General features: G+C 71.8%; 18 protein-coding genes. 7 read left to right on the top strand and 11 right to left on the bottom strand.

All coding sequences use genetic code 11. The features are described 5' to 3' along the window. From ABZ646_RS11360 to ABZ646_RS11385, 6 genes are all read right to left on the bottom strand, one after another. On the bottom strand, positions 1 to 273 hold a 273-nt coding region (locus tag ABZ646_RS11360; protein WP_360516097.1), incomplete at its 3' end, for a siderophore-interacting protein. A 47-nt stretch (positions 274 to 320) separates the two neighbouring features. Further along, the gene (locus tag ABZ646_RS11365; RefSeq protein ID WP_360516100.1) at positions 321 to 1,367 is read right to left on the bottom strand and encodes an ABC transporter substrate-binding protein; all 1,047 of its coding nucleotides are present in this window, start codon (positions 1,365 to 1,367) and stop codon (positions 321 to 323) included. Between the two features lie 143 nt (positions 1,368 to 1,510). Continuing rightward, positions 1,511 to 2,671 (bottom strand): acyl-CoA dehydrogenase family protein, encoded by a 1,161-nt coding sequence (locus ABZ646_RS11370; RefSeq protein ID WP_360516103.1) that lies wholly within the window; start codon positions 2,669 to 2,671, stop codon positions 1,511 to 1,513. 5 nt (positions 2,672 to 2,676) lie between these two features. Next, the gene (locus ABZ646_RS11375) at positions 2,677 to 3,597 is read right to left on the bottom strand and encodes a hydroxymethylglutaryl-CoA lyase (protein WP_360516157.1); all 921 of its coding nucleotides are present in this window, start codon (positions 3,595 to 3,597) and stop codon (positions 2,677 to 2,679) included. Positions 3,598 to 3,605: 8 nt separating this feature from the next. Continuing rightward, a complete protein-coding gene (locus ABZ646_RS11380) occupies positions 3,606 to 5,606 on the bottom strand; it encodes a biotin carboxylase N-terminal domain-containing protein (protein WP_360516106.1) in 2,001 nt (666 codons plus the stop codon). 11 nt (positions 5,607 to 5,617) lie between these two features. Then, entirely contained in the window at positions 5,618 to 7,234 is a 1,617-nt protein-coding gene (locus ABZ646_RS11385) for a carboxyl transferase domain-containing protein (protein WP_360516109.1), read from the bottom strand. An 86-nt stretch (positions 7,235 to 7,320) separates the two neighbouring features. Between ABZ646_RS11385 and ABZ646_RS11390 the strand changes: the two genes are divergently transcribed. The 4 genes from ABZ646_RS11390 (at position 7,321) to ABZ646_RS11405 (ending at position 10,563) form a co-directional block, all read left to right on the top strand. Next, on the top strand, positions 7,321 to 7,917 hold the full coding sequence (locus ABZ646_RS11390; RefSeq protein ID WP_360516112.1) for a TetR/AcrR family transcriptional regulator: 597 nt from the start codon (positions 7,321 to 7,323) through the stop codon (positions 7,915 to 7,917). 113 nt (positions 7,918 to 8,030) lie between these two features. Further along, positions 8,031 to 9,188, top strand: coding sequence for an acyl-CoA dehydrogenase family protein (locus ABZ646_RS11395; protein ID WP_360516115.1), 1,158 nt, complete (start codon positions 8,031 to 8,033; stop codon positions 9,186 to 9,188). A 35-nt stretch (positions 9,189 to 9,223) separates the two neighbouring features. Beyond that, complete coding sequence (locus ABZ646_RS11400; RefSeq protein ID WP_360516118.1) at positions 9,224 to 10,096, top strand: acyl-CoA thioesterase II; 873 nt, start codon at positions 9,224 to 9,226, stop codon at positions 10,094 to 10,096. Positions 10,097 to 10,263: 167 nt separating this feature from the next. After that, positions 10,264 to 10,563 (top strand): hypothetical protein, encoded by a 300-nt coding sequence (locus ABZ646_RS11405; RefSeq protein ID WP_360516121.1) that lies wholly within the window; start codon positions 10,264 to 10,266, stop codon positions 10,561 to 10,563. 113 nt (positions 10,564 to 10,676) lie between these two features. Here the strand turns inward: ABZ646_RS11405 and ABZ646_RS11410 are convergent, their stop codons facing one another. Together ABZ646_RS11410 and ABZ646_RS11415 are read right to left on the bottom strand one after the other, a co-directional pair. Further along, complete coding sequence (locus ABZ646_RS11410; RefSeq protein ID WP_360516124.1) at positions 10,677 to 11,465, bottom strand: phosphatase; 789 nt, start codon at positions 11,463 to 11,465, stop codon at positions 10,677 to 10,679. A gap of 61 nt (positions 11,466 to 11,526) precedes the next feature. Further along, positions 11,527 to 13,053 (bottom strand): PucR family transcriptional regulator, encoded by a 1,527-nt coding sequence (locus ABZ646_RS11415; RefSeq protein ID WP_360516127.1) that lies wholly within the window; start codon positions 13,051 to 13,053, stop codon positions 11,527 to 11,529. 124 nt (positions 13,054 to 13,177) lie between these two features. Here ABZ646_RS11415 and ABZ646_RS11420 point away from each other — a divergent pair, with 124 nt between their 5' ends. The 3 genes from ABZ646_RS11420 (at position 13,178) to ABZ646_RS11430 (ending at position 17,352) form a co-directional block, all read left to right on the top strand. Next, entirely contained in the window at positions 13,178 to 14,635 is a 1,458-nt protein-coding gene (locus tag ABZ646_RS11420; protein WP_360516130.1) for a sodium:solute symporter, read from the top strand. Positions 14,636 to 14,701: 66 nt separating this feature from the next. Next, positions 14,702 to 15,670: an agmatinase gene (gene speB, locus ABZ646_RS11425; RefSeq protein WP_360516133.1), complete on the top strand. Its 969-nt coding sequence runs from the start codon at positions 14,702 to 14,704 to the stop codon at positions 15,668 to 15,670. Further along, the gene (locus ABZ646_RS11430) at positions 15,667 to 17,352 is read left to right on the top strand and encodes a thiamine pyrophosphate-binding protein (protein ID WP_360516136.1); all 1,686 of its coding nucleotides are present in this window, start codon (positions 15,667 to 15,669) and stop codon (positions 17,350 to 17,352) included. The genes speB and ABZ646_RS11430 overlap by 4 nt, the downstream gene beginning before the upstream one ends. 139 nt (positions 17,353 to 17,491) lie before the next feature. Here ABZ646_RS11430 and ABZ646_RS11435 read toward each other — a convergent pair whose 3' ends face one another. The 3 genes from ABZ646_RS11435 to ABZ646_RS11445 form a co-directional block, all read right to left on the bottom strand. After that, complete coding sequence (locus ABZ646_RS11435; RefSeq protein WP_360516139.1) at positions 17,492 to 17,848, bottom strand: peptidase inhibitor family I36 protein; 357 nt, start codon at positions 17,846 to 17,848, stop codon at positions 17,492 to 17,494. A 145-nt stretch (positions 17,849 to 17,993) separates the two neighbouring features. Then, positions 17,994 to 18,800, bottom strand: a complete 807-nt coding sequence (locus tag ABZ646_RS11440; protein WP_360516142.1) for an endonuclease — start codon at positions 18,798 to 18,800, stop codon at positions 17,994 to 17,996. A gap of 132 nt (positions 18,801 to 18,932) precedes the next feature. Beyond that, positions 18,933 to 21,191, bottom strand: coding sequence for a glycosyltransferase family 39 protein (locus ABZ646_RS11445; RefSeq protein ID WP_360516160.1), 2,259 nt, complete (start codon positions 21,189 to 21,191; stop codon positions 18,933 to 18,935). Positions 21,192 to 21,235 lie beyond the last annotated feature (44 nt).

Here is a 21,235-nt window from a genome sequence, read left to right on the forward strand (position 1 = left end):
AGCTGGGCGCTGGGCACGAAGCAGGCGCAGGCCGCGCCCGGAGCCGAGGCCGCCGACGCGGACCCGGTGACCCTCGACTGGCTGGAGGACGGCGGGCTCGGCGCACCCCTCGGCCGGGAGGAACAGGGACAGGGACTGGTCGCGCCCGTGGGAGTGGAAGTGCGCCAGGTCGGCGCCGCGGAACGTGACCCGGACCAGAGACGGACCGAGCCGCCTCGTCCGCGCGACCTGGAGGGAGAAGAAACGGAACGGGGCGGCTACGGCCGTCGTCATATGGGCTCCTGGGACTCAGGAAGTTGTCCGGATGTGCCTGCGGAGGGTCAGCTGACCTTCTTCGCCGTCTCCAGCGCCTTGGCGAGGTTCTCGACCATCCCGACGCACTTGTCGTAGGAGAAGATCGGCTCGGGGGAGCGGGCGATGACCTGGCCGGCCTTGACCGCGGGGAGCTTCTTCCAGGTGGCCTGGGTGATGTCGGCGGGCTGGATGGTCGCCGAGCGGTCGTCCATCATGATGATGTCGGCCGGGTACTTGTCGACGTTCTCCCAGCTCAGCGACTCGTACCAGCCGCCGCCCTGCTTCTTGGCGGACTCCGGCGGCTCGACGAAGTTCACGCCGAGGGCCTTGAAGTACTCCAGGTCCACGGAGAGGTCGGTGCCGGAGACGTAGAACAGGGCCTCGGCGGCCGAGCCGGCCAGCACCTTGAGCTCGGGGTGCGCCTTGGCGGCGGCGCGCAGCCGGGCGGACGCCGCCTCGAAGCGCTTCTTGGCGTCCGTGACCTTGCCGGCCGTCATGTCGGCGCCGAGGGACTCGGCGAGGGCCCAGACGCGCTGGAGCGGGACGGTGAGCTGGCGGTCGTAGGCCGAGATGCCGACGCTCGGGGCGAGCTCGGCGATCTTGTCCTTGGACTCGTCCGGGACGTACCAGAGGGTGCCGGCGCCGTCGAACATCGTGGTGATGAGGACGTCGGGGGCGAGGGCCGCGTACTTCTCGACGTTGAACTGGCCCCATGCGTTGCCGAGGACGGTCAGCTTGCTGACGTCCATGTCGCCGGCCTGGACGTCGGCCTTGCCGGCCTTGGTCCTCGTCGGACCGAAGACCCCCTTCACGTCGATGCCGTAGTCGTACAGCGCGGCGCCGACCCCGACGAACGCGACGATGTTCGCCGGGACCCTGTCCAGCTTCACGGTCGTGCCCCGGTCGTCCTTGAAGGTCCAGGGACCGGACTCGGCGGCCGTCGTCTCCTTGTCGGAGGAGCCCGCGCTCTTGCCGCCGTCACCACAGGCGGCGAGCGTGGCACCGAGACCGAGTGCGCCACCGGCGGCGAGGATGCCACGGCGGGTGAGGCGGGCGGCACTGACGTGGGGCATAGAGGTGGCTGCTTTCGGACGTGCGGAAACACCGCCGGACAAGTCGTTGCTTAGGTTAGCCTAACCTCAGATCTTGTCCAGCCCTCGTCCCACCCGTTCCCGCCCGGCGACGACCCGGTCCGGACGCAGTTTCACCTTCGGGCTCAGCTCACCAGCCCCAGCTCCCGTGCGATCAGCATCCGCTGGACCTCGCTGGTGCCCTCGCCGATCTCCAGGATCTTGGAGTCCCGCCACATCCGGGCCACCGGATACTCGTTCATGAAGCCGTAGCCGCCGTGGACCTGGGTGGCGTCGCGGGCGTTGTCGACGGCGACCGTGGAGGAGTAGAGCTTGGCGAGTGCCGCCTCCTTCTTGAAGGGCTCGCCGGCCACCAGCCGGGAGGCCGCGTCCCGCCAGGCCAGGCGTGCGGTGTGGGCCTTCATCTCCATGTCGGCGATCTTGAACTGGATGGCCTGGTTGGCGCCGATGGGCCTGCCGAAGGCGTGCCGTTCCTTCGCGTACTTCACCGACTCGTCCACGCAGCCCTGGGCCAGACCGGTGGCGAGGGCCGCGATGGCGATCCGGCCCTCGTCCAGGATGCGCAGGAACTGGGCGTAGCCGCGGCCCTCCTCGCCCAGCAGGTTGGCGGCGGGGACCCGGACGTCGGCGAAGGACAGCTCCCGGGTGTCGGAGGCGTTCCAGCCGACCTTCGAGTAGGGGGCGGCGACCGTGAAGCCGGGGGTGCCGGACGGGACGATGATCGCGGAGATCTGCGGCCTGCCGTCGGGCTTGCGGCCGGTGACCGCGGTGACCGTCACCAACCCCGTGATGTCGGTGCCCGAGTTGGTGATGAAGCACTTGCTGCCGTTGATCACCCACTCGCCGGTGGCCGGGTCGAGGCGGGCCGTGGTGCGGGTGGCGCCCGCGTCGCTGCCGCCGTCGGGTTCCGTGAGCCCGAACGCGCCGAGCATCTCCCCGGCGCAGAGCCTCGGCAGCCACTGCCGCTTCTGCTCCTCGGTCCCGAACAGATGGATCGGCATGGCGCCCAGCGAGACCCCGGCCTCCAGGGTGATCGCCACCGACGAGTCCACCCGGGCCAGTTCCTCCAGGGCGATGCCGAGCGCCAGGTAGTCGCCGCCCATCCCGCCGTACTCCTCGGGGAAGGGCAGCCCGAACAGGCCCATCCGGCCCATCTCGCGGACGATCTCGTAAGGGAACTCGTGCCGCTCGTAGAAGTCGCCGATCTTCGGCGCCACGACGTCGTGCGCGAACTCCTCCACCGTGCGGCGGAGTTCTTCCAGTTCGGGGGAGAGGCGGTGGTCCATGGTCGTCACTCCTGGTGGGAGAGGGCGCGTACGGTACGGGACGGGCTGGGTCGGCCCAGTTGCGAGGCCATCCACACGCTGGTCGCGGTGAGACGGCCGAGATCGACTCCGGTCTCGATGCCGAGGCCCTGGAGCATCCAGACCAGGTCCTCGGTGGCGAGGTTTCCGGTGGCGGACTTGGCGTACGGGCAGCCGCCGAGGCCGCCCGCGGACGCGTCGACCGTCGTCACACCGTGTTCCAGGGCCGCGTAGGTGTTGGCGAGCGCCTGGCCGTAGGTGTCGTGGAAGTGCACGCCGATGGCGTTGGTCGGCACGCCCTCCTCGTTGAGGAGCGCGAGGAGTGCGAGGACGTGGCCGGGGGTCGCGACCCCGATGGTGTCGCCGAGGCTCAGCTCGTCGCAGCCCATGTCGCGCAGCGCCCGGCAGACGCGGACGACCTGGTGGAGCGGGACGGCGCCCTCCCAGGGGTCGCCGAAGCACATCGAGACGTAGCCCCGGACGTGCGCGCCGGCGTCCTTCGCCTGCCGGACGACGGGGTCGAAGACGGCCAGCGACTCGTCCACCGTGCGGTTGAGGTTGGCCTTGGCGAAGGACTCGGTGGCGCTGGCGAAGACGGCGACCCGGCGGGCGCCCAGGGCGAGGGCCCGGTCCAGACCGCGCCGGTTGGGGACCAGCACGGGCAGGGCGACCCCGGAGAGATCGCCGACCCGGGGGAACAGGTCCTCCGCGTCGGCCAGTTGGGGCACCCACTCGGGGTGTACGAAACTGGTCGCCTCGATCGTCGTCAGACCCGCGTCGGCCAGCCGGTGGATGAACTCGGCCTTGACCTCGGTCGGGACCGTCGCCTTCTCGTTCTGCAGGCCGTCGCGCGCGCCCACCTCGTGGATCCGCACCCGGGCGGGCAGATCGGTGGCCGGTACGACCATGGGCAGCGTCACTGGTCCTCCTCCGCGGGGGCGATCACGGCCAGCACCTGGTCCATGGCGACCGTGGCGCCGGGCCGCACGTCGAGTTCGGCGACCGTGCCGGCGTGCGGGGCCGAGACCACGTGCTCCATCTTCATCGCCTCCACCACCAGCAGGCTCTGACCGGCCGTCACCCGGTCGCCGACGGCGACCTTCACCACGGTCACCGTGCCGGGCATGGGCGCGGTGAGGGAATCGGCGCCCGCGTGCGCGGCGCGGCTCAGCGAGGCGGCGACCGGGTCGTGGTCGCGGACCTGCCAGGCGTCGCCGTCGCGGCCCAGCCAGGTGCCGTCCGGCAGCGCGGCGAAGGTGTGCGTGACGCCGTCGAGCCGGAAGCCGAACCGGTGCCCGGTGGGCTGCGCCTGGGGCAGGGATCCCCGCAGGGGTTCCTCCCGGCCGGGCAGCAGCAGTTCCACCGCCCCCTCCGGGGCGCTGCGCACACGGACGGTCACCGGCTCCTGCCCTGGCACCTGGAGGTGGTGCGGGGTCCAGGCCCGCCGCCCGCCGAGCCGCCAGCCGTCGGCGGCGGCGAACGGGTCCGTCCAACCGGAGCCGGAGCCGCCGGCGGACGCCATCGCGCCCTGGCGCAGCAGCGCCGCCGCCGCGTACACCTCCGCCGGCACCGCGTCCGGCACCAGGCCGTCCGCCTCGCGCTCGACCAGCCCGGTGTCCAGCTCGCCCGCCACCACCGCCGGATGGGCGAGCAGCCGGCGCAGGAACCCGGCGTTGGTCACCACGCCGAGCGTGACCGTCTCCGCGAGGGCGGCGCGCAGCCTGCGCAGCGCGGTCCCGCGGTCCGGCCCGTAGGCGATCACCTTGGACAGCATCGGGTCGTACCGGCTGCCGACCTCGGTGCCCTCGCTGAGCCCGGAGTCGGTACGGACACCGGCACCGGCCGGCTCGTCCAGCAGGAGCACCCTGCCGCCGGTCGGCAGGAAGCCGCGCGCCGGGTCCTCCGCGCAGATCCGCGCCTCGACCGCGTGCCCGGTCAGCGTGATGTCGTCCTGCCCGTACGGCAGCCGCTCACCGGCCGCCACCCGCAGCTGCCACTCCACCAGGTCGAGCCCGGTGACGAGTTCGGTGACCGGGTGCTCCACCTGGAGCCGGGTGTTCATCTCCATGAAGTAGTACGACGTGGGGTCCCCGCCCGGCACGATGAACTCCACCGTGCCCGCCCCGGCGTACCCGCACGAGCGGGCCGCCTGCACCGCGGCCTCGCCCATCGCCGCCCGCGTCTCCTCGTCCAGCAGGACCGAGGGCGCCTCCTCGATCACCTTCTGGTGCCGCCGCTGGAGCGAACACTCCCGCTCGCCCAGGTGCACCACGTTGCCGTGGCCGTCGGCCAGCACCTGGATCTCGATGTGCCGGGGCCGGTCGACCCACCGCTCGACGAGGAGCGTGTCGTCGCCGAAGGAGGCGCGGGCCTCGCGGCGGGCGGCCGCGATCTCCTCGTCCAGCAGGGCGAGGTCGCGCACCAGCCGCATGCCCTTGCCGCCGCCGCCCGCGGACGGCTTGAGGAGCACCGGCGCACCCAGCTCGCGGGCCGCCTGCGCCAGTTCGGGGTCCCGGCCGCCCGGCACCACCGGCACCCCGGCCGCCCGCACGGTCTCCTTGGCCCGGATCTTGTCGCCCATCAGCGCGATCGCGTCGGCCGGCGGCCCGACGAAGACCAGCCCGGCCTCCTCGCAGGCGCGCGCGAAGGCCGCGTTCTCGGCGAGGAAGCCGTAACCGGGGTGGACGGCCTGCGCGCCGGTGCGGGCGGCCGCGTCCAGCAGCCGCTCCACCGACAGATAGCTCTCGGCCGCCGGCGCCGGGCCGAGCCGTACCGCCGTGTCGGCCTCCCGGACGTGCCGGGCGTCCGCGTCGGCGTCGGAGTACACGGCCACCGAGCGCACGCCCAGTGAGCGCAGCGTGCGGACGACCCGGACGGCGATCTCGCCCCGGTTGGCCACGAGTACGGTGTCGAACACGAGTCCCCTCCTCACATCCGGAAGACGCCGAACTGGGGCTCACCCAGGGGCGCGTTGCCACAGGCCGTCAGGGCGAGGCCGAGCACCTGCCGGGTGTCGAGGGGGTCGATGACCCCGTCGTCCCAGAGGCGGGCCGTGGCGTAGTAGGCGTTGCCCTGGCGTTCGTACTGCGCGCGGACCGGGGCCTTGAAGGCCTCCTCCTCGTCCGCGGGCCAGTCCTCGCCCCGCGCCTCCAGCTGGTCCCGCTTCACCGTCGCGAGGACCGAGGCCGCCTGCTCGCCGCCCATCACCGAGATCTTGGCGTTGGGCCACATCCACAGGAAGCGGGGGGAGTAGGCCCGCCCGCACATGGAGTAGTTCCCGGCGCCGTACGAGCCGCCGACCACCACCGTCAGCTTCGGCACCCGGGTGCAGGCCACCGCCGTCACCATCTTGGCGCCGTGCTTGGCGATGCCGCCCGCCTCGTAGTCCCTGCCCACCATGAAGCCGGAGATGTTCTGGAGGAACACCAGCGGGATCCCGCGCTGGTCGCACAGCTCGATGAAGTGGGCGCCCTTCTGGGCGGACTCGGAGAACAGGATGCCGTTGTTGGCGACGATGCCGACGGGGTGGCCGTGGATCCGGGCGAAGCCGGTGACCAGGGTCTGCCCGAACTCGCTCTTGAACTCGGCGAACCGGGAGCCGTCGACGACCCGGGCGATGATCTCGCGGACGTCGTAGGGGGTGCGGGAGTCGACGGGGACGGCGCCGTAGAGGCCGTACGGGTCGGCCTTGGGCTCGACGGCCGCGGTGGCCTGCCAGGGCAGGGAGCGGCGGACCGGGAGCGTGGCGACGATGTCGCGGACGATGCGCAGCGCGTGTGCGTCGTTCTCGGCGAGGTGGTCGGTGACGCCGGAGACGCGGGAGTGCACCTCGCCGCCGCCGAGTTCCTCGGCCGTCACCACCTCGCCGGTGGCGGCCTTCACCAGCGGGGGACCGCCGAGGAAGATCGTCCCCTGGTTGCGGACGATGACCGCCTCGTCGCTCATCGCCGGGACGTACGCGCCGCCCGCCGTGCACGACCCGAGCACCGCCGCGATCTGCGGGATCCCCGCGCCGGACATCCGGGCCTGGTTGTAGAAGATCCGTCCGAAGTGGTCGCGGTCCGGGAAGACCTCGTCCTGCATGGGCAGGAAGGCGCCCCCGGAGTCCACCAGGTAGAGACAGGGCAGCCGGTTGTCGAGGGCCACCTCCTGCGCCCGCAGGTGCTTCTTCACGGTCATCGGGTAGTACGTACCGCCCTTGACGGTCGCGTCGTTGGCGACGATCACGCACTCCCGGCCGCTGACCCGCCCGATCCCGGCGATCACGCCGGCCGCGGGGGCGGCCCCCTCGTACATCCCGTCGGCCGCCAGGGGGGCCAGCTCCAGGAACGGGGAGCCCGGATCGAGCAGGGTGTCCACCCGGTCCCTCGGCAGCAGCTTGCCGCGCGCGGTGTGCCGCGCCCGTGCCTTCTCACCGCCGCCCAGCGCGGCCGCGGCGAGCTTGCCGCGCAGCTCCTCCACGAGGACGCGGTGCGCCTCCTCGTTGGCCCGAAAGGCCTCCGACGCGGGGTCCGCCGCGCTCTGAAGCTCCGGTGCCTGGTCCATCCCGCGATCCCCTCACCTTGTTAATGAGCGTTAACGCATTTCCCTCAGGTTAACGACCGCTAACCTCCCTGTCTAGAATTGCCCTCATGGTCACGAGAACCGACGCCCCGACCCGCCGCGAGCAGATCCTCAGGGAGGCCGCGCGGCTCTTCGCCGAGCGCGGCTTCCACGGCGTCGGCGTGGACGAGATAGGTGCGGCGGTCGGCATCAGCGGGCCCGGTCTCTACCGGCACTTCGCGGGCAAGGACGCGATGCTCGCGGAGCTGCTGGTGGGGATCAGCGGACAGCTGCTGACGGGGGCGAAGCGGCGCCTGGCGGAGGCCGACGGGGTCCCCGCCGAGGAGGTCCTCGACTCCCTCGTCGAGGGGCACATCGACTTCGCCCTCGACGACCGTCCACTGATCACCCTGCACGACAGGGAACTGGACCGCCTGCGCGACAGCGACCGGAAACTGGTCCGGCAGTTGCAGCGGCAGTACGTCGAGCTGTGGGTGGAGGTCGTCCGGGAGGTCCACCCCGCCCTGCCGGAGCCCGCGGCCCGCTCGGCGGTCCACTCCGTCTTCGGCCTCCTGAACTCCACCCCCCACTTGGGCCGACCGGGTTCCCTCCCCGGCCGGGCGGCCACGGCGGCCCTGCTGCACCGCATGGCGAAGGGGGCGTTCAGCGCGGCGGCGGGGGAGTGACGAGCGTTACCCCTGTCGCAGGCCGCCGTGCCCTGGACCCATCGGCCTACCCACCGGTACCTTGGAAGTCTGAGCAAGCGCTTAGACAGCTGACGTGCCTGGAGGTGGCGGCCGTGCGCCGTACGTTGTACAACGAGGATCACGAGGCGTTCCGGGACACCCTCCGCGCCTTCATAGAGGCCGAGGTCGTCCCCGTGTACGACGAGTGGCTCGCCGCCGGCCAGGCCCCCCGCGACTTCTACTACAAGCTCGCCGAACTGGGCGTCTTCGGTATCCGCGTCGACGAGGAGTACGGCGGCGCCGGCATCGACTCCTACAAGTTCGAGGCCGTCCTGTACGAGGAGACCGCCCGCGCGGGCATCTCCTTCGGCGGCTCCGGCGTGCACGTCCTGCTCGGCCTGCCCTACATCAAGCTGCTCGCCACCGACGAGCAGAAGAAGCGCTACCTGCCCAAGTTCGTCTCCGGCGAGGAGATGTGGGCCATCGCGATGACCGAGCCGGGCACCGGCTCCGACCTCGCCGGCATGAAGACCACCGCCAAGCTCAGCGAGGACGGCACGCACTACGTCCTCAACGGCGCCAAGACCTTCATCACCGGCGGCGTGCACGCCGACCGCATGATCGTCTGCGCCCGCACCGCGGCGCCCACCAAGGAGGACCGCCGGCACGGCATCTCCCTCTTCGTGGTCGACACCAAGGCGGAGGGCTACTCCGTCGGGCGCAAGCTCGACAAGCTGGGCCTGAAGACCTCCGACACCGCCGAGCTGGCGTTCGTCGACGTCAAGATCCCGGTCGAGGACCTCCTCGGCGAGGAGAACAAGGGCTTCTACTACCTCGGCCACAACCTCGCCTCGGAGCGCTGGGGCATCGCCTTCGGCGCCTACGCCCAGGCCAAGGCCGCCGTCCGGTTCGCCAAGCAGTACGTGCAGGAGCGGGTCGTCTTCGGCCAGCCCGTCGCCGCCTTCCAGAACACCAAGTTCGAGCTGGCCGCCTGCCAGGCCGAGGTGGACGCCGCCGAGGCCGTGGTCGACCGCGCCACCGAGGCCCTGGACGCCGGTGAGCTGACCCCCGCCGAGGCGGCCAGCGCCAAGCTGTTCACCACCGAGGTCGCCCACCGCGTGATCGACCGCTGCCTCCAGCTGCACGGCGGCTACGGCTTCATGAACGAGTACCCGATCGCCCGCCTGTACGCGGACAACCGCGTCAACCGGATCTACGGCGGCACCAGCGAGATCATGAAGACGATCATCGCGAAGGACATGGGCCTGTAAGCCCTCCGCAATTCCCGGCCAGTAGAAAAGGTGCCATGAACCAGGCACTGAATGATCTCCTCGACCTGCTCGACCTGGAGCAGATCGAGGAGAACATCTTCCGCGGCCAGTCCCGGTCCGCCGTCGTCCCGCGCGTCTTCGGCGGACAGGTCGCGGCCCAGGCGCTGGTCGCCGCCGGGCGCACCGTCCCGGCGGACCGGCACGCCCACTCGCTGCACGCGTACTTCCTGCGCGCCGGCGACCCGGGCGCACCCATCGTCTACAACGTCGAGCGGATCCGCGACGGCCGCTCCTTCACCACCCGGCGCGCGGTCGCCGTCCAGCACGGCCGGCCGATCTTCGCGCTCTCGGCCTCCTTCCAGACGTACGAGGACGGCCTCGACCACCAGGCCCCGATGCCGCCCGCGCCCGACCCGGTCACCCTTCCCACCTCGGCCGAGCGGCTGCGCGGCTACGACCATCTGCCGCCCGCCGTGGTCGAGAAGTTCCTGGAGGCCCGCGAGGCGATCGACCTGCGCTACGTGGACGAGCCGCCGTACGGGAAGTACGGGGAGCCGCGTGAGCCGCACAGCCAGGTCTGGTTCCGCACCAACGGCAAGCTCGACGACGACCCCCTGCTGCACGTCGTCCTCGCCACGTACGTCTCCGACATGACCCTCCTCGACTCGGTCCTGCTCGCGCACGGCCGCGGGGGATGGGCGGTGGGCGACGTGGTCGGCGCCTCCCTCGACCACGCCATGTGGTTCCACCGCCCGTTCCGCGCCGACGAGTGGCTGCTGTACGACCAGGAGTCGCCGTCCGCGTTCGGCGGCCGCGGGCTAGGACAGGCCCGCATCTACACGCAGGACGGATCGCTCGCCGTCTCGGTGATCCAGGAGGGTGTCGTCCGCGTCCCGCGGGAGAGCTGAGCGCGGCTGCCGCGCTCCGGACCTCGGACGATGACGGTGGGTAAGGGTCCGACGTGCCGTCCGACCTGTCCGAGATTAAGCTCTATGAGTGAAATGCCGCACAGTGCATGTGCCGCATAGCGGACGTGCCGCGTAGCGGACGTATGTCCGGCAGAAAGGTATTTCCCATGCGAGTACAGCGCGCGAGGCGTCTCGCCGCGATGTCCGCCGCCGGCCTGCTGCTGGCCGGTGGTGCGGCGATCGGCGCCGCGGGTACCGCCTCGGCGGCTCCCGCCTCCACTCACCAGACCGTCGTCACCGGTGGCTTCGGCTGCAACGGCTTCCGGGGCGGCGGGTTCGACAACTGCGGCTTCCGCAGCTTCGCCGTCGTCCCCGTGGTCCCCGTCGTCCCGGTCGTGGTCGTCCCCGCCGTCGGCTTCGGTGGCTTCGGCGGCTTCGGCGGGTTCGGCGGCCTCGGGTTCGGCTGAGCCGACCGGGCACGACCGGACCAGGAACCGCAGGAACCGCATGAACTGAGGGTCTAGGGCCAGGCAGGGCACGGTGTGCGGCTCCCGTCTCACGGGGGCCGCACACCGGTGCGTCAGGCCAGTCCCGCCTCCGCCAGCAGGTACGCCGTCAACGGGTCGTAGTACCGCGGGCTGAGCACGTGGTCGTCGAGCGGTACGGCCACCTGGAGGGTGCCCTCCGCCTCGGCGAGGAACAGCGCCGGGTCGTTGCAGTCGGCGTAGCCGACGGAGTCCAGGCCGGCCTGCGCCGCGTACCCCGCCCAGCCGTGGTCGGCGACGACCAGGTCGGGCAGCGGCCGGCCCGCGCGCTCCAGCCCGCCCAGAATCGCCTTCATCGGCTCCCCGGAGTGGGTGTGCCACAGGGTCGCCCCGTGCTCGAGGACCGCCACGTCGGCGAACTGCATGACGTACCCCTCGTCCGTCTGCAGCCCGTCCGGGATGACCACGATCTCGCAGCCGGCGGCCCGCAGCGCCGCCGCCGTCGCCCGGTGCACGTCCAGCAGGCCGCCGGGGTGGCCGGTCGCGAACAGCACCCGCTGTCTGCCCTCGGCCGCCTTGCGCAGCCGTGCGGCCAGCCGGTCCAGGCCGTCCACGGTCAGCTCGGGGTCGATGGTGTCCTGGCCGTACCGGTACTCCGCGTCGTCGTTCACCCCGACCCGCTCGGCCATCACGGCCAGCACGTCCTGCTCGTCGCTCCAGCGGTCGCCGAGTTCCAGTCCGAGCCACCAGTTGCGCTCGCCGTTGGCCAGCTTGCGGTAGTGGAGCAGGTTGTTCTCGCGGGGTGTGGCGACATCGCCCGCGATACGGGTCTTCACAAGGTGCTCGACGAGCTCGGCGCGGCTGGGTGTCCCGGGTATCGGCATGCCTACATTGTGAGGCAGGGGGCGGTGCGGTTCCCCTGCGTATCGTCCGCTGGGACGTGCGTCACTGCTGGCCCAGGGCGAACCACAGCTCCATCCGCACGTCCGGGTCGTCGAGTTCGGTGCCGAGCAGGGCCGCGCAGCGGGCGACGCGCTGGCGGACGGTGTTGCGGTGGACGGCCAGGGCGACCGCGGTGCGGTCCCAACTGCCGTGCAGGGAGAGCCAGGTGCGCAGGGTCTCGGTGAGGGCGGGGTGCTCCGCGAGGGGGGCGAGGAGGGTGCGGGCGTGGGCCTGTGCCTCTTCCTTCGGGACCAGGTCGGCCACGCCGGGGCGGGGGGTGTGGCGGACGAGGGGGGTGCGGGTCGCGCGGGCGCGGGCGAGAGCGCGGGCCGCTTGCGTGGCCGCGGCCGGCAGGTGCTGTGCGGGTGCGGTGGCGCTGACGCCGAGGGTCCAGCCTGGCTGCGGCTCAGGTGTTCGGTCGGCGGGGACCAGGACTTGGACGATGTCCCCTACGGGGTCGATGAGGGGCGAGCCGAGTGCGGCGCCCAGGGCGGTGGCGGCCAGGAGGTCGGGCGGCTGCGGGTGCGCGGGGGCTGGTCGCGCAGTTCCCCGCGCCCCTGGGTGGGCACGGTCCCGTCGGTCGTTCGGTGAGGCGTGCACGACGAACCAGATGGCGCTGCTGCCCAGCAGTAGAGCCACCTCTTCCGCAGTACCGCCCAGCAGGAGTCGTACGAGTGCCGACGTACGGGCCGCGCCCGAGCCGGTCTGCTGGTCGCCTGTCAGGAGGGTGAGGAGGACCGCCGCCACGGAGGCGATCGTGTGGTCGCCCGGTTCGCGGCCGGGGGTGGCCACGCCGAGGGCGAAGCCCTGGCCGGTGCCGAGGGCGTAGGCGGCGAGGTGGGCGGCGGCGGTGGCGTGGGTCGCGGAGGTGGGGGTGCCCGGACCTGAGGGGTGCACGACCTCCGCCAGCTCGGTCAGGGACGCGCGCACCGGCGGCTCCGGCGCGCGGCCCGCCGACGCGATCTCCGTGCCCTCCGGGCCGTACAGCACCGCCCAGCCGCCGAGCCGGACCGCCAGCTGGCGCAGCACCGAGGGGACCGGGTCGGGGCGGGAGGCGGCGGCCGCGAGGCTCTGCTGGGCGTCGGTGACCCGGCGCAGCTCGGTCAGGCGGGCCTGGGCCAGCAGCTGCCAGACGGCGCGGGCGACGGCGGTGAACGGGGTCCCCGGCGGGACCTCCAGCAGCGGCAGGCCGTGGCGGTCGCAGGCGGTGACGAGGGCGGCCGGGACCGTGTCGTGGACGGGGGCGAGGCCGAAGCCCAGGGCGGCGCCGCCCGCCGCGACGATCCGGGACACGTAGTCGTCGAAGTAGGTCCCCGAGCCCGCCGTGTCCGGGATGTGCACTCCGGCCGTCAGCAGCAGCTCGCCGCCGAGCAGGTACGGGTACGGGTCGGCCATCTCCGAGGTGTGCGCCGCGTGGACGACGAGGGAGGGGCCGGAGGGTCCGGCGATCTGGCGCAGGGCGAGGTCCTCGCGGGCCAGGAGGGCCGCCAGGGGCACGGGCGGAGTGGGGGGAACCGTGGGGTCCGGCATGGTGTGCGTTTCCTCCATCCCGTACGGCTCGAATGGATGAAACGTACACTTCGCAGTCGCTTTCCGGCCACCTAGTGTCGTTGCACGTCGTCCGACTCCGTGCACACGATTCGAGGGAGGTCCCGTGGCCGTCGACTACACAGTGATCGTGCTCTATCTCGCCGGGATGCTGGCCATGGGCTGGTGGGGCATGCGCCGCGCCAGGTCCAAGAGCGAGTTCCTGGTGGCCGGGCGCCGGCTCGGGCCCGCCATGTACTCCGGCACCATGGCGGCGATCGTCCTCGGTGGCGCGTCCACCATCGGCGGGGTCGGGCTGGGCTACCGGTACGGGCTGTCCGGGGCCTGGATGGTCTTCACCATCGGCCTGGGTCTGCTCGCCCTCTCGGTCTTCTTCTCGGCCCGGATCGCCCGCCTCAAGGTGTACACCGTCTCCGAGATGCTGGACCTGCGGTACGGCGGCCGGGCCGGCGTCATCTCCGGGGTGGTCATGTGGGCGTACACGCTCATGCTCGCCGTCACCTCGACCATCGCCTACGCCACGATCTTCGACGTCCTCTTCGACATGAACCGGACCGTCGCGATCGTCATCGGCGGCTCGATCGTGGTCGCCTACTCGACGCTCGGCGGGATGTGGTCGATCACGCTGACGGACATGGTCCAGTTCGTGGTGAAGACGATCGGCGTGCTGCTGCTCCTGCTGCCCATCGCGGTGGTGAAGGCGGGCGGCTTCTCGGAGATGAGGGCGAAGCTGCCGACGTCGTACTTCGACCCGCTGGGCATCGGCGGCGAGACGATCTTCACCTATGTGCTGATCTACACGTTCGGCATGCTCATCGGGCAGGACATCTGGCAGCGGGTGTTCACGGCGCGCAGCGACACGACGGCGCGGTGGGGCGGCACGGTCGCGGGCACGTACTGCCTGGTCTACGCCCTCGCCGGGGCGGTCATCGGGACGGCGGCCAAGGTGCTGTACCCGAAGCTGGGCAGCCCGGACGACGCCTTCGCCACCATCGTCAAGGACGAACTCCCCGTCGGTGTGCGAGGGCTGGTGCTGGCCGCGGCGCTCGCCGCGGTGATGTCGACCTCGTCCGGCGCGCTGATCGCCTGTGCCACCGTGGCCAACAACGACATCTGGTCGCGACTGCGCGGGAAGGCGCGGTCCGGCGACCACGACGAGGTGCGCGGCAACCGGGTCTTCATCCTGGTCATGGGGCTCGGTGTGATCGGCACGGCCATCGCGCTCGACAACGTGGTGGAGGCGCTCACCGTGGCGTACAACCTGCTCGTCGGCGGTCTGCTCGTGCCCATCCTCGGCGGGCTGCTGTGGAAGCGCGGCACCGTCCAGGGTGCCCTCGCCGCCGTGGTCGTCGGCGGCCTCGCGGTGATCGGCCTGATGGCCGGGTACGGCATCCTCGCCAACGAGCCCGTCTACTACGGCCTCCTCTCCTCCCTCATTGCCTACGTCGCCGTCTCCCTGGCGACCAGGCCGACCGACGAGGCCGTGCTGGCGAACTGGCGCGAGCGGCTCGCCGGCCGGGGTGCTCCCGAACCCGTGTCCGAACCGGTCCCGGCCCACCGGTAAGGTCGAAACAGAAGCAGTGCATAGCGGTACATGCGCGACGAAGCGCAGGAAAGAAGGCAGCACGCCATGAGCGGCAACGAGACGCCCCGCGGCCCCGTCGACTCCTCCCGCGTCCCCCGGTACGCCGGTCCCGCCACCTTCGCCCGGCTGCCCCGCCTCGACGAGGTGGGCCGCGCGGACGTGGCGGTGGTGGGCGTGCCCTTCGACTCCGGTGTCTCCTACCGGCCGGGTGCCCGCTTCGGCGGCAACGCCATCCGCGAGGCGTCCCGGCTGCTGCGCCCGTACAACCCGGCGCAGGACGCCTCCCCCTTCGCGCTGGCGCAGGTGGCGGACGGCGGGGACGTCGCGGTGAACCCGTTCGACATCCACGAGGCCGTCGAGACCATCGAGGCGGCCGCCGACGAACTGCTCGGCACCGGCGCCCGGCTGATGACACTGGGCGGCGACCACACCATCGCCCTGCCGCTGCTCCGGTCGGTCGCGAAGAAGCACGGCCCGGTCGCGCTGCTCCACTTCGACGCCCACCTCGACACCTGGGACACCTACTTCGGCGCCGAGTACACCCACGGCACCCCGTTCCGGCGCGCGGTGGAGGAGGGCATCCTCGACACCTCCGCCCTCTCGCACGTCGGCACCCGCGGCCCCCTCTACGGCAAACAGGACCTCACCGACGACGAGAAGATGGGCTTCGGCATCGTCACCTCGGCGGACGTCTACCGCCGGGGCGCCGACGAGGTGGCCGACCAGTTGCGGCAGCGCGTCGGCGACCGCCCCCTGTACATCTCGATCGACATCGACTGCCTCGACCCGGCCCACGCCCCGGGCACCGGCACGCCCGAGGCCGGTGGTATGACCTCCAGGGAGCTGCTGGAGATCCTGCGCGGACTCTCCTCCTGCAACCTGGTGTCGGCGGACGTCGTCGAGGTGGCCCCCGCGTACGACCACGCGGAGATCACGTCGGTGGCGGCCTCGCACACCGCGTACGAACTGACCACGATCATGACCCGACAGATTGCCGAGGCACGCTCCAAGTGACCCACGACCACGACCTGGTGCTCCGCCCGACCGATGCGCAGACGGCCGCAGCCCTGAACCCGCCCGCCGGCCGCAACGGCGGGGACCTGGTCGTGGAGACCCTGGCCGGGCTCGGCGCGACCACCGTCTTCGGCCTGCCCGGCCAGCACGCCCTCGGCATGTTCGACGCCCTGCGCCGCTCCTCCCTGCGCTATGTCGGCCTGCGGGTGGAGAACAACGCGGGCTTCGCGGCGGACGCGTACGGCAGGATCACCGGCGAGGCGGCCCCGCTGCTGCTCTCCACCGGCCCCGGCGCGCTGACCTCGCTCGCCGCGCTGCACGAGGCGGCCGCCGCCTCCGCGCCGGTCCTCGCGATCAGCAGCCAGATCCCCACCGCGGGCCTCGGCGGCGGCCGCCACGGCTACCTGCACGAACTCCCGGACCAGTCGGCCTCGTTCCGGGGCGTGGTGAAGTCGGTGCACACGGTCCGCACCCCGTCGCAGATCCCCTCCGCGATCGCCGCGGCCTGGCAGTCCGCGCTGACGGTGCCGCACGGCCCGGTGTGGGTGGAGATCCCGCAGGACGTCCTCCTCGCCGAGACGTCCGTCCCGGTGGTGACCGCGGTCGACGCGACCCCGGAGGAACTCCCGCCGCGCCCCGAACTGACCGCCGTGGCCGCGGACCTGCTCTCGCGCGCCGCGCGCCCCGCGATCATCGCGGGCGGCGGGGTCGTACGGTCGGACGCCGCGGGGAAGCTGCGGCAGCTGGCCGAGACGCTGAACGCCCCGGTCGTCACCACCTACGGCGGCAAGGGCGCGTTCCCCTGGCACCACCCGCTCTCCCTCCAGTCCTGGCTGGAGGACCGGTACACCACGGACTTCCTGGAGGACGCCGACGTCCTCCTCGTGGTCGGCTCGGGCCTGGGCGAACTCTCCTCCAACTACCACACGTTCAAGCCGCGCGGCCGGGTGATCCAGATCGAGGCGGACCTCGGCAAACTGGAGTCCAACCACCCGGCCCTCGGCATCCACGCGGACGCGCGCCTCGCACTCCAGGCGCTGCTGGAGACGGTGACCCCGCGCGAGGACCCGTCGGCCCCGGACCGGGTACGAGACCTGCTCTCCCGCGTCTCGGAACGCATCGCCGTGCAGGAACTCACCCTGGAACAGGACGTGCTGGCGTCGGTCCGCCAGGCCCTGCCCGCCGGGTCCCCGTCCTTCTGGGACATGACGATCCTGGCGTACTGGGCGTGGTCGGCGTTCGACGCCGAGGCCCCGAACCTGATGCACTCGGCGCAGGGCGCCGGCGGTCTCGGCTACGGCTTCCCGGCGGCCCTCGGCGCGGCCGCCGCCGACCCGACCCGCCCGGTGCTGGCGGTCTCCGGCGACGGCGGCGCCCTCTACTCCATCGCCGAACTGGCGACGGCCAGGCAGTACGGCCTCCCGGTCACCTGGCTCATCGTCGACGACGGCGGCTACGGCATCCTCCGCGAGTACATGACCGACGCCTTCGGCGAGCCCACGGCGACGGAACTGACCCGCCCCGACTACGTGGCCCTCGCGGAGTCCTTCGGCGTCCCCGGCACCCGGACCAGCCCGGAGACCCTGGCGGCGGACCTGGCCAAGGCCCTCTCGGAACCGGGCCCGTCCGTGGTCGTACTCCCTGCCCTGCTGCGGATGTTCGCACCGACACATCTCGGCTAGGGCGGTTGTCAGCTTCGAGACCCCGTCCCACAGCCGCACGCGGACTACGACGGCGACCGCGACATACGGATCGCGCGGGCGATCGCGGCCCGCTTCTCGCTGCCCGACCTCGACCTGCCCGAGCTCCAACTGTCCTGATTCAGCAGGCCCCCGGTCCCACCCCGTCGATGCGGCCGCCGAAGTCGCCGCCGTACTGGGAGCGCCAGTCGCCGTTGTAGACGTCGCGCTTCTCCTGGGGGTCCCAGTTGACGAAGCAGGCGCGGGTGGCGGCGACGAAGGAACCGACGTTGTCGTGGAGGTTCGGTGGCATGTCGCGGTAGCCGCTGCGCGACGTCCACTCCCAGTAGTCGCCACCGAAGCCCTCACCGCTCCAGAAGCAGACCGAGCCGTCGGGGCAGGACGGCGCGGCGGCCGCGTGGGCGGACGCGGGTGCTGCGGGAAGCACCAGGGCGGTCAGTGCGAGGACGGCGGCGAGGGACCAGGTGCGCAGCTTCACGGGGCTCTCCGGAAGGGGGAGTTGGGGACGCCCCGGCAGAACCGCCGGGACACCCTCCATGCTCCTGGGCGCTCACCGGGACACGCCCGACCCCAAGATCGACTTCACCTGTGTGAGGTAACTAGTACGACCGGGACCCGCGCGCCTACCAGATCGCGTCCACCCACTCCGGGTGGTCGATGAACGGGTTCCGGTTGTGCTGGTAGGTGGTGTAGATGACGTTGTTGCGGTTCTCCTCGAAGGAGTCCGGCGGGTCCTCGTCGTTCCACTGCTTCAGGACCGAGAGCTTGCCGATGTACGGGTTGGAGCCGTTGTTGACCTTGTCGTCGGGCTCCAGGTTCGCGAAGCCGTCGTCGCCCTCGTAGCGGACGGCCATGTAGAGGATCATCCGGGCCACGTCGCCCTTGACGGCGTCGCGCGGCTCGAACGAGTCCGAGTCGACCTTGCTGCCGCCGCTGTTGGTGAAGGTGGAGCCGCCCTCGTCGAAGTCGAGGTTGCCGCGCTTGCCGTTGACCGCCACGTCCTCGGGACGGATGTGGTGCAGGTCCGTGCCGGGACCGGTGGACGTGGTCAGGTCGCCGTGCGAGATCGCCCAGACGTGCTCGCGGTTCCAGTCGCCGCTGTCACCGCCGTTGAGGGTCTTGCTGCGCGAGATGCCCGAATACAGCAGGATCACGTTGCCGCTGTTGTTCGGGTCCTGGTCGGTGTTCTTCAGGGCGTCCCACAGGGCCGAGTACGACAGCTTGGTGACGTTCGCGCTGATGATCGTGTGCAGGGACGACTTGAGGCTCGTCCCCGTCTTGCCGATCGCGTTCTTGTAGTACGTCGAGTCGTACGCGGTCGTGGTGGCGGCGGCCGGGGTCGCCGTCAGCGCCGGGGCGGTCAGGCCCACCAGGACGGCGGCGGTCGTCAGCGCCACCGACTTCCAGCGCCGGATGTGTGTCGCCAGCATAAAGAGTTTCCCATCTACGCGGGTTGATGAGGCGGCGAGAAGCAGGGTGACATGGACATGAGAACCGGTAGGTGAACGGGACGTAAAAAGAGGCCCCCGACCGTGCGGTCGGGGGCCTCTTGTGCCGGTGTGTCAGCCGACGTCCGACGGGTCCAGCCGGTAGAGCGTCGACGTGCTGCTGCGCGTGGACGTCTTCGCAGAGGAGCTCGTGCTCTTGCTGTACGCGCTCTCCTTCACCGCGGTGCCGTGCTTCTCCACCCACGAGGTCACCGCGGAGCTGAGCGTGTTGTCGCCGCCCATGCCCATGCCGCCGGAGCCGACCTGGATGTAGTGCAGCTTGCCCGCCTTCACGAGCTCCTCCAGCTTGGCGACCGTCATCGCCTTGTCGGACCCGGTGAAGCCCCACATGGAGATCACCGGCTCCCGCGCGCTCAGCTCGATCTGCGCCGCGGACTGCGAGTTGGAGACGGCCAGCAGCCAGGTGGCACCGTCCATGTGCTTCTTCAGGTAGGCGATCAGCTCGCTGTCGGCGCCGCCGCCCATGCCGCCGCCGAAGCCGCCGCGGGTGCCGCCGGTACCGGTACCGCCACCGGGCAGCTCGCCGGAGCGAACGGTGCCGCCCGTTCCGCCGGGCATCCGGCCGTTGCCGGTACCGCCGCTCGGGAGTTCACCGGTACCGCCGCCGGGCGTCATCTGCCCGTTGCCGCCGCCCGGGAAGCCTCCGCCCCTCTCACCGCCGGCCTGGTTGTTCCCGCCGCCCTGCTGCGTACCGCCCGGCAGCTCGCCGCCGCCCGGGAAGCGGCCGCCCCGGTTGCCGCCGCCCCCGCCGGGACCGCCGAAGCCGCTGCCCGTGGAGGGACCCGCGGTCGGGTTCGTACCGCCGCGCATGCCCCCGCCGGTGCCGCTGCCGAACGGCAGGGTCGCCGCGTACGCCGTCGGGCCGGCCAGCGCCGCGACCGCGGCCGCCGCCAGCGAGGCCGCGAGCAGCCGTGCCCTGTTGCCGGACCGGAAGAGGATCATGCCCACGATGCCGGCCGCCGTCAGCACGCCGACCGCCGGCCACAGCCAGGTGTTCCAGCCGGAGGCCCGGCGCAGCAGCACGATCGCCCAGATACCGGTGACGCCGAAGGCGACGGGCAGCACCCACACCCACCGCTTGTCGGTGCGGAACGCGTCCAGCATCATCACGCCGCCGCCCGCGCACAGCACCGCGATGCCGGGGGCGAGCGCGGTCGTGTAGTAGGGGTGCATGGTGCCCTGCGCGGTCGCGAAGATCACGTAGTGCAGGAGGGTCCAGCCGCCCCACAGGACCAGCGCCATCCGCCTGAGATCGGTGCGCGGGGCGCGCCCGCACAGCACCAGACCGGCGACGAGCGCGACGGCCGAGAAGGGGAGCAGCCAGGAGATCTGGCCGCCGAGGATGTCGTTGAACATCCGGCCGAGGCCCGCGGAACCGGAGAAGCCGCCGCCTCCGCCACCCCCGCCCCCGCCGTTGCCCTCGCCGCCGAAGACGCGGCCGAGACCGTCGTACCCCATGATCAGGTCCCAGGCGGAGCCGTCCGTGGAGCCGCCGATGTACGGCCGGTCGGAGGCCGGGACCAGGGAGACGGCGACCGCCCACCAGAAGCTGGAGACGGCCAGGACGACCGCGGCGAGCGCCAGGTTGACGGCCCGCTTCACCCAGGGGGCCTTCGACGCGTACAGGTAGAGCGCGAAGACGGCGGGGAGCGCGATCCAGCCCGCGAGGAGCTTGGTGTTGAAGGCGAGGCCGAAGCACGCCGCCGCGCCGAGCAGCGGCAGCAGCCTCTCGTCGCGGGTGGCGCGGAACGCGAGCGCCGCGCCCGACACCATGAGGAAGACCAGCAGGGTGTCGGGGTTGTTGTCGCGGTTGATGGCGACGGTGATCGGGGTCAGCGCCAGCACCAGTGCGGCGACGGTCGCCGCGCCGTGGCCCCACACCCGCTTCACGGTGGTGTGCAGGATGTGGATCGTGGCGAGCGCCAGCAGGATCATCGGCGCCATCATCTGCCACGTGCCGAAGCCGAAGATCCGGCTCGACAGGCCCATCACCATGGTGGCGAGCGGTGGTTTGTCGACGGTCAGGAAGTTGCCCGGGTCCAGGGAACCGAAGAACCAGGCCTTCCAGCTCTTCGTACCGGCCCAGACGGCGCCGCTGTAGAAGGTGTTCATGTCGGAACCGGAGAGGTTCCAGCAGTAGAGCACCGCAGCCAGGACCAGGATCGCGAGCAACGCGGGCAGCGACCAGCGCGGTGCCCTGTCCGGCAGGGAGGCCGCGGGGGTGGCCGTCGGGGGTGCCGTGGCGGTCGCCGTGGGCGGCCCCCAGTCGGGGGACACGGGCGAGTGGGGGACGGGATCGGTGGCAGATGTCACCATCCCACCATGCGGGCGGCCGATGGGCGGGGGCTGTGCCGATC

The sequence above is a fragment of the Streptomyces sp. NPDC007162 genome, from assembly GCF_040634175.1.
GTDB lineage: Bacteria > Actinomycetota > Actinomycetes > Streptomycetales > Streptomycetaceae > Streptomyces.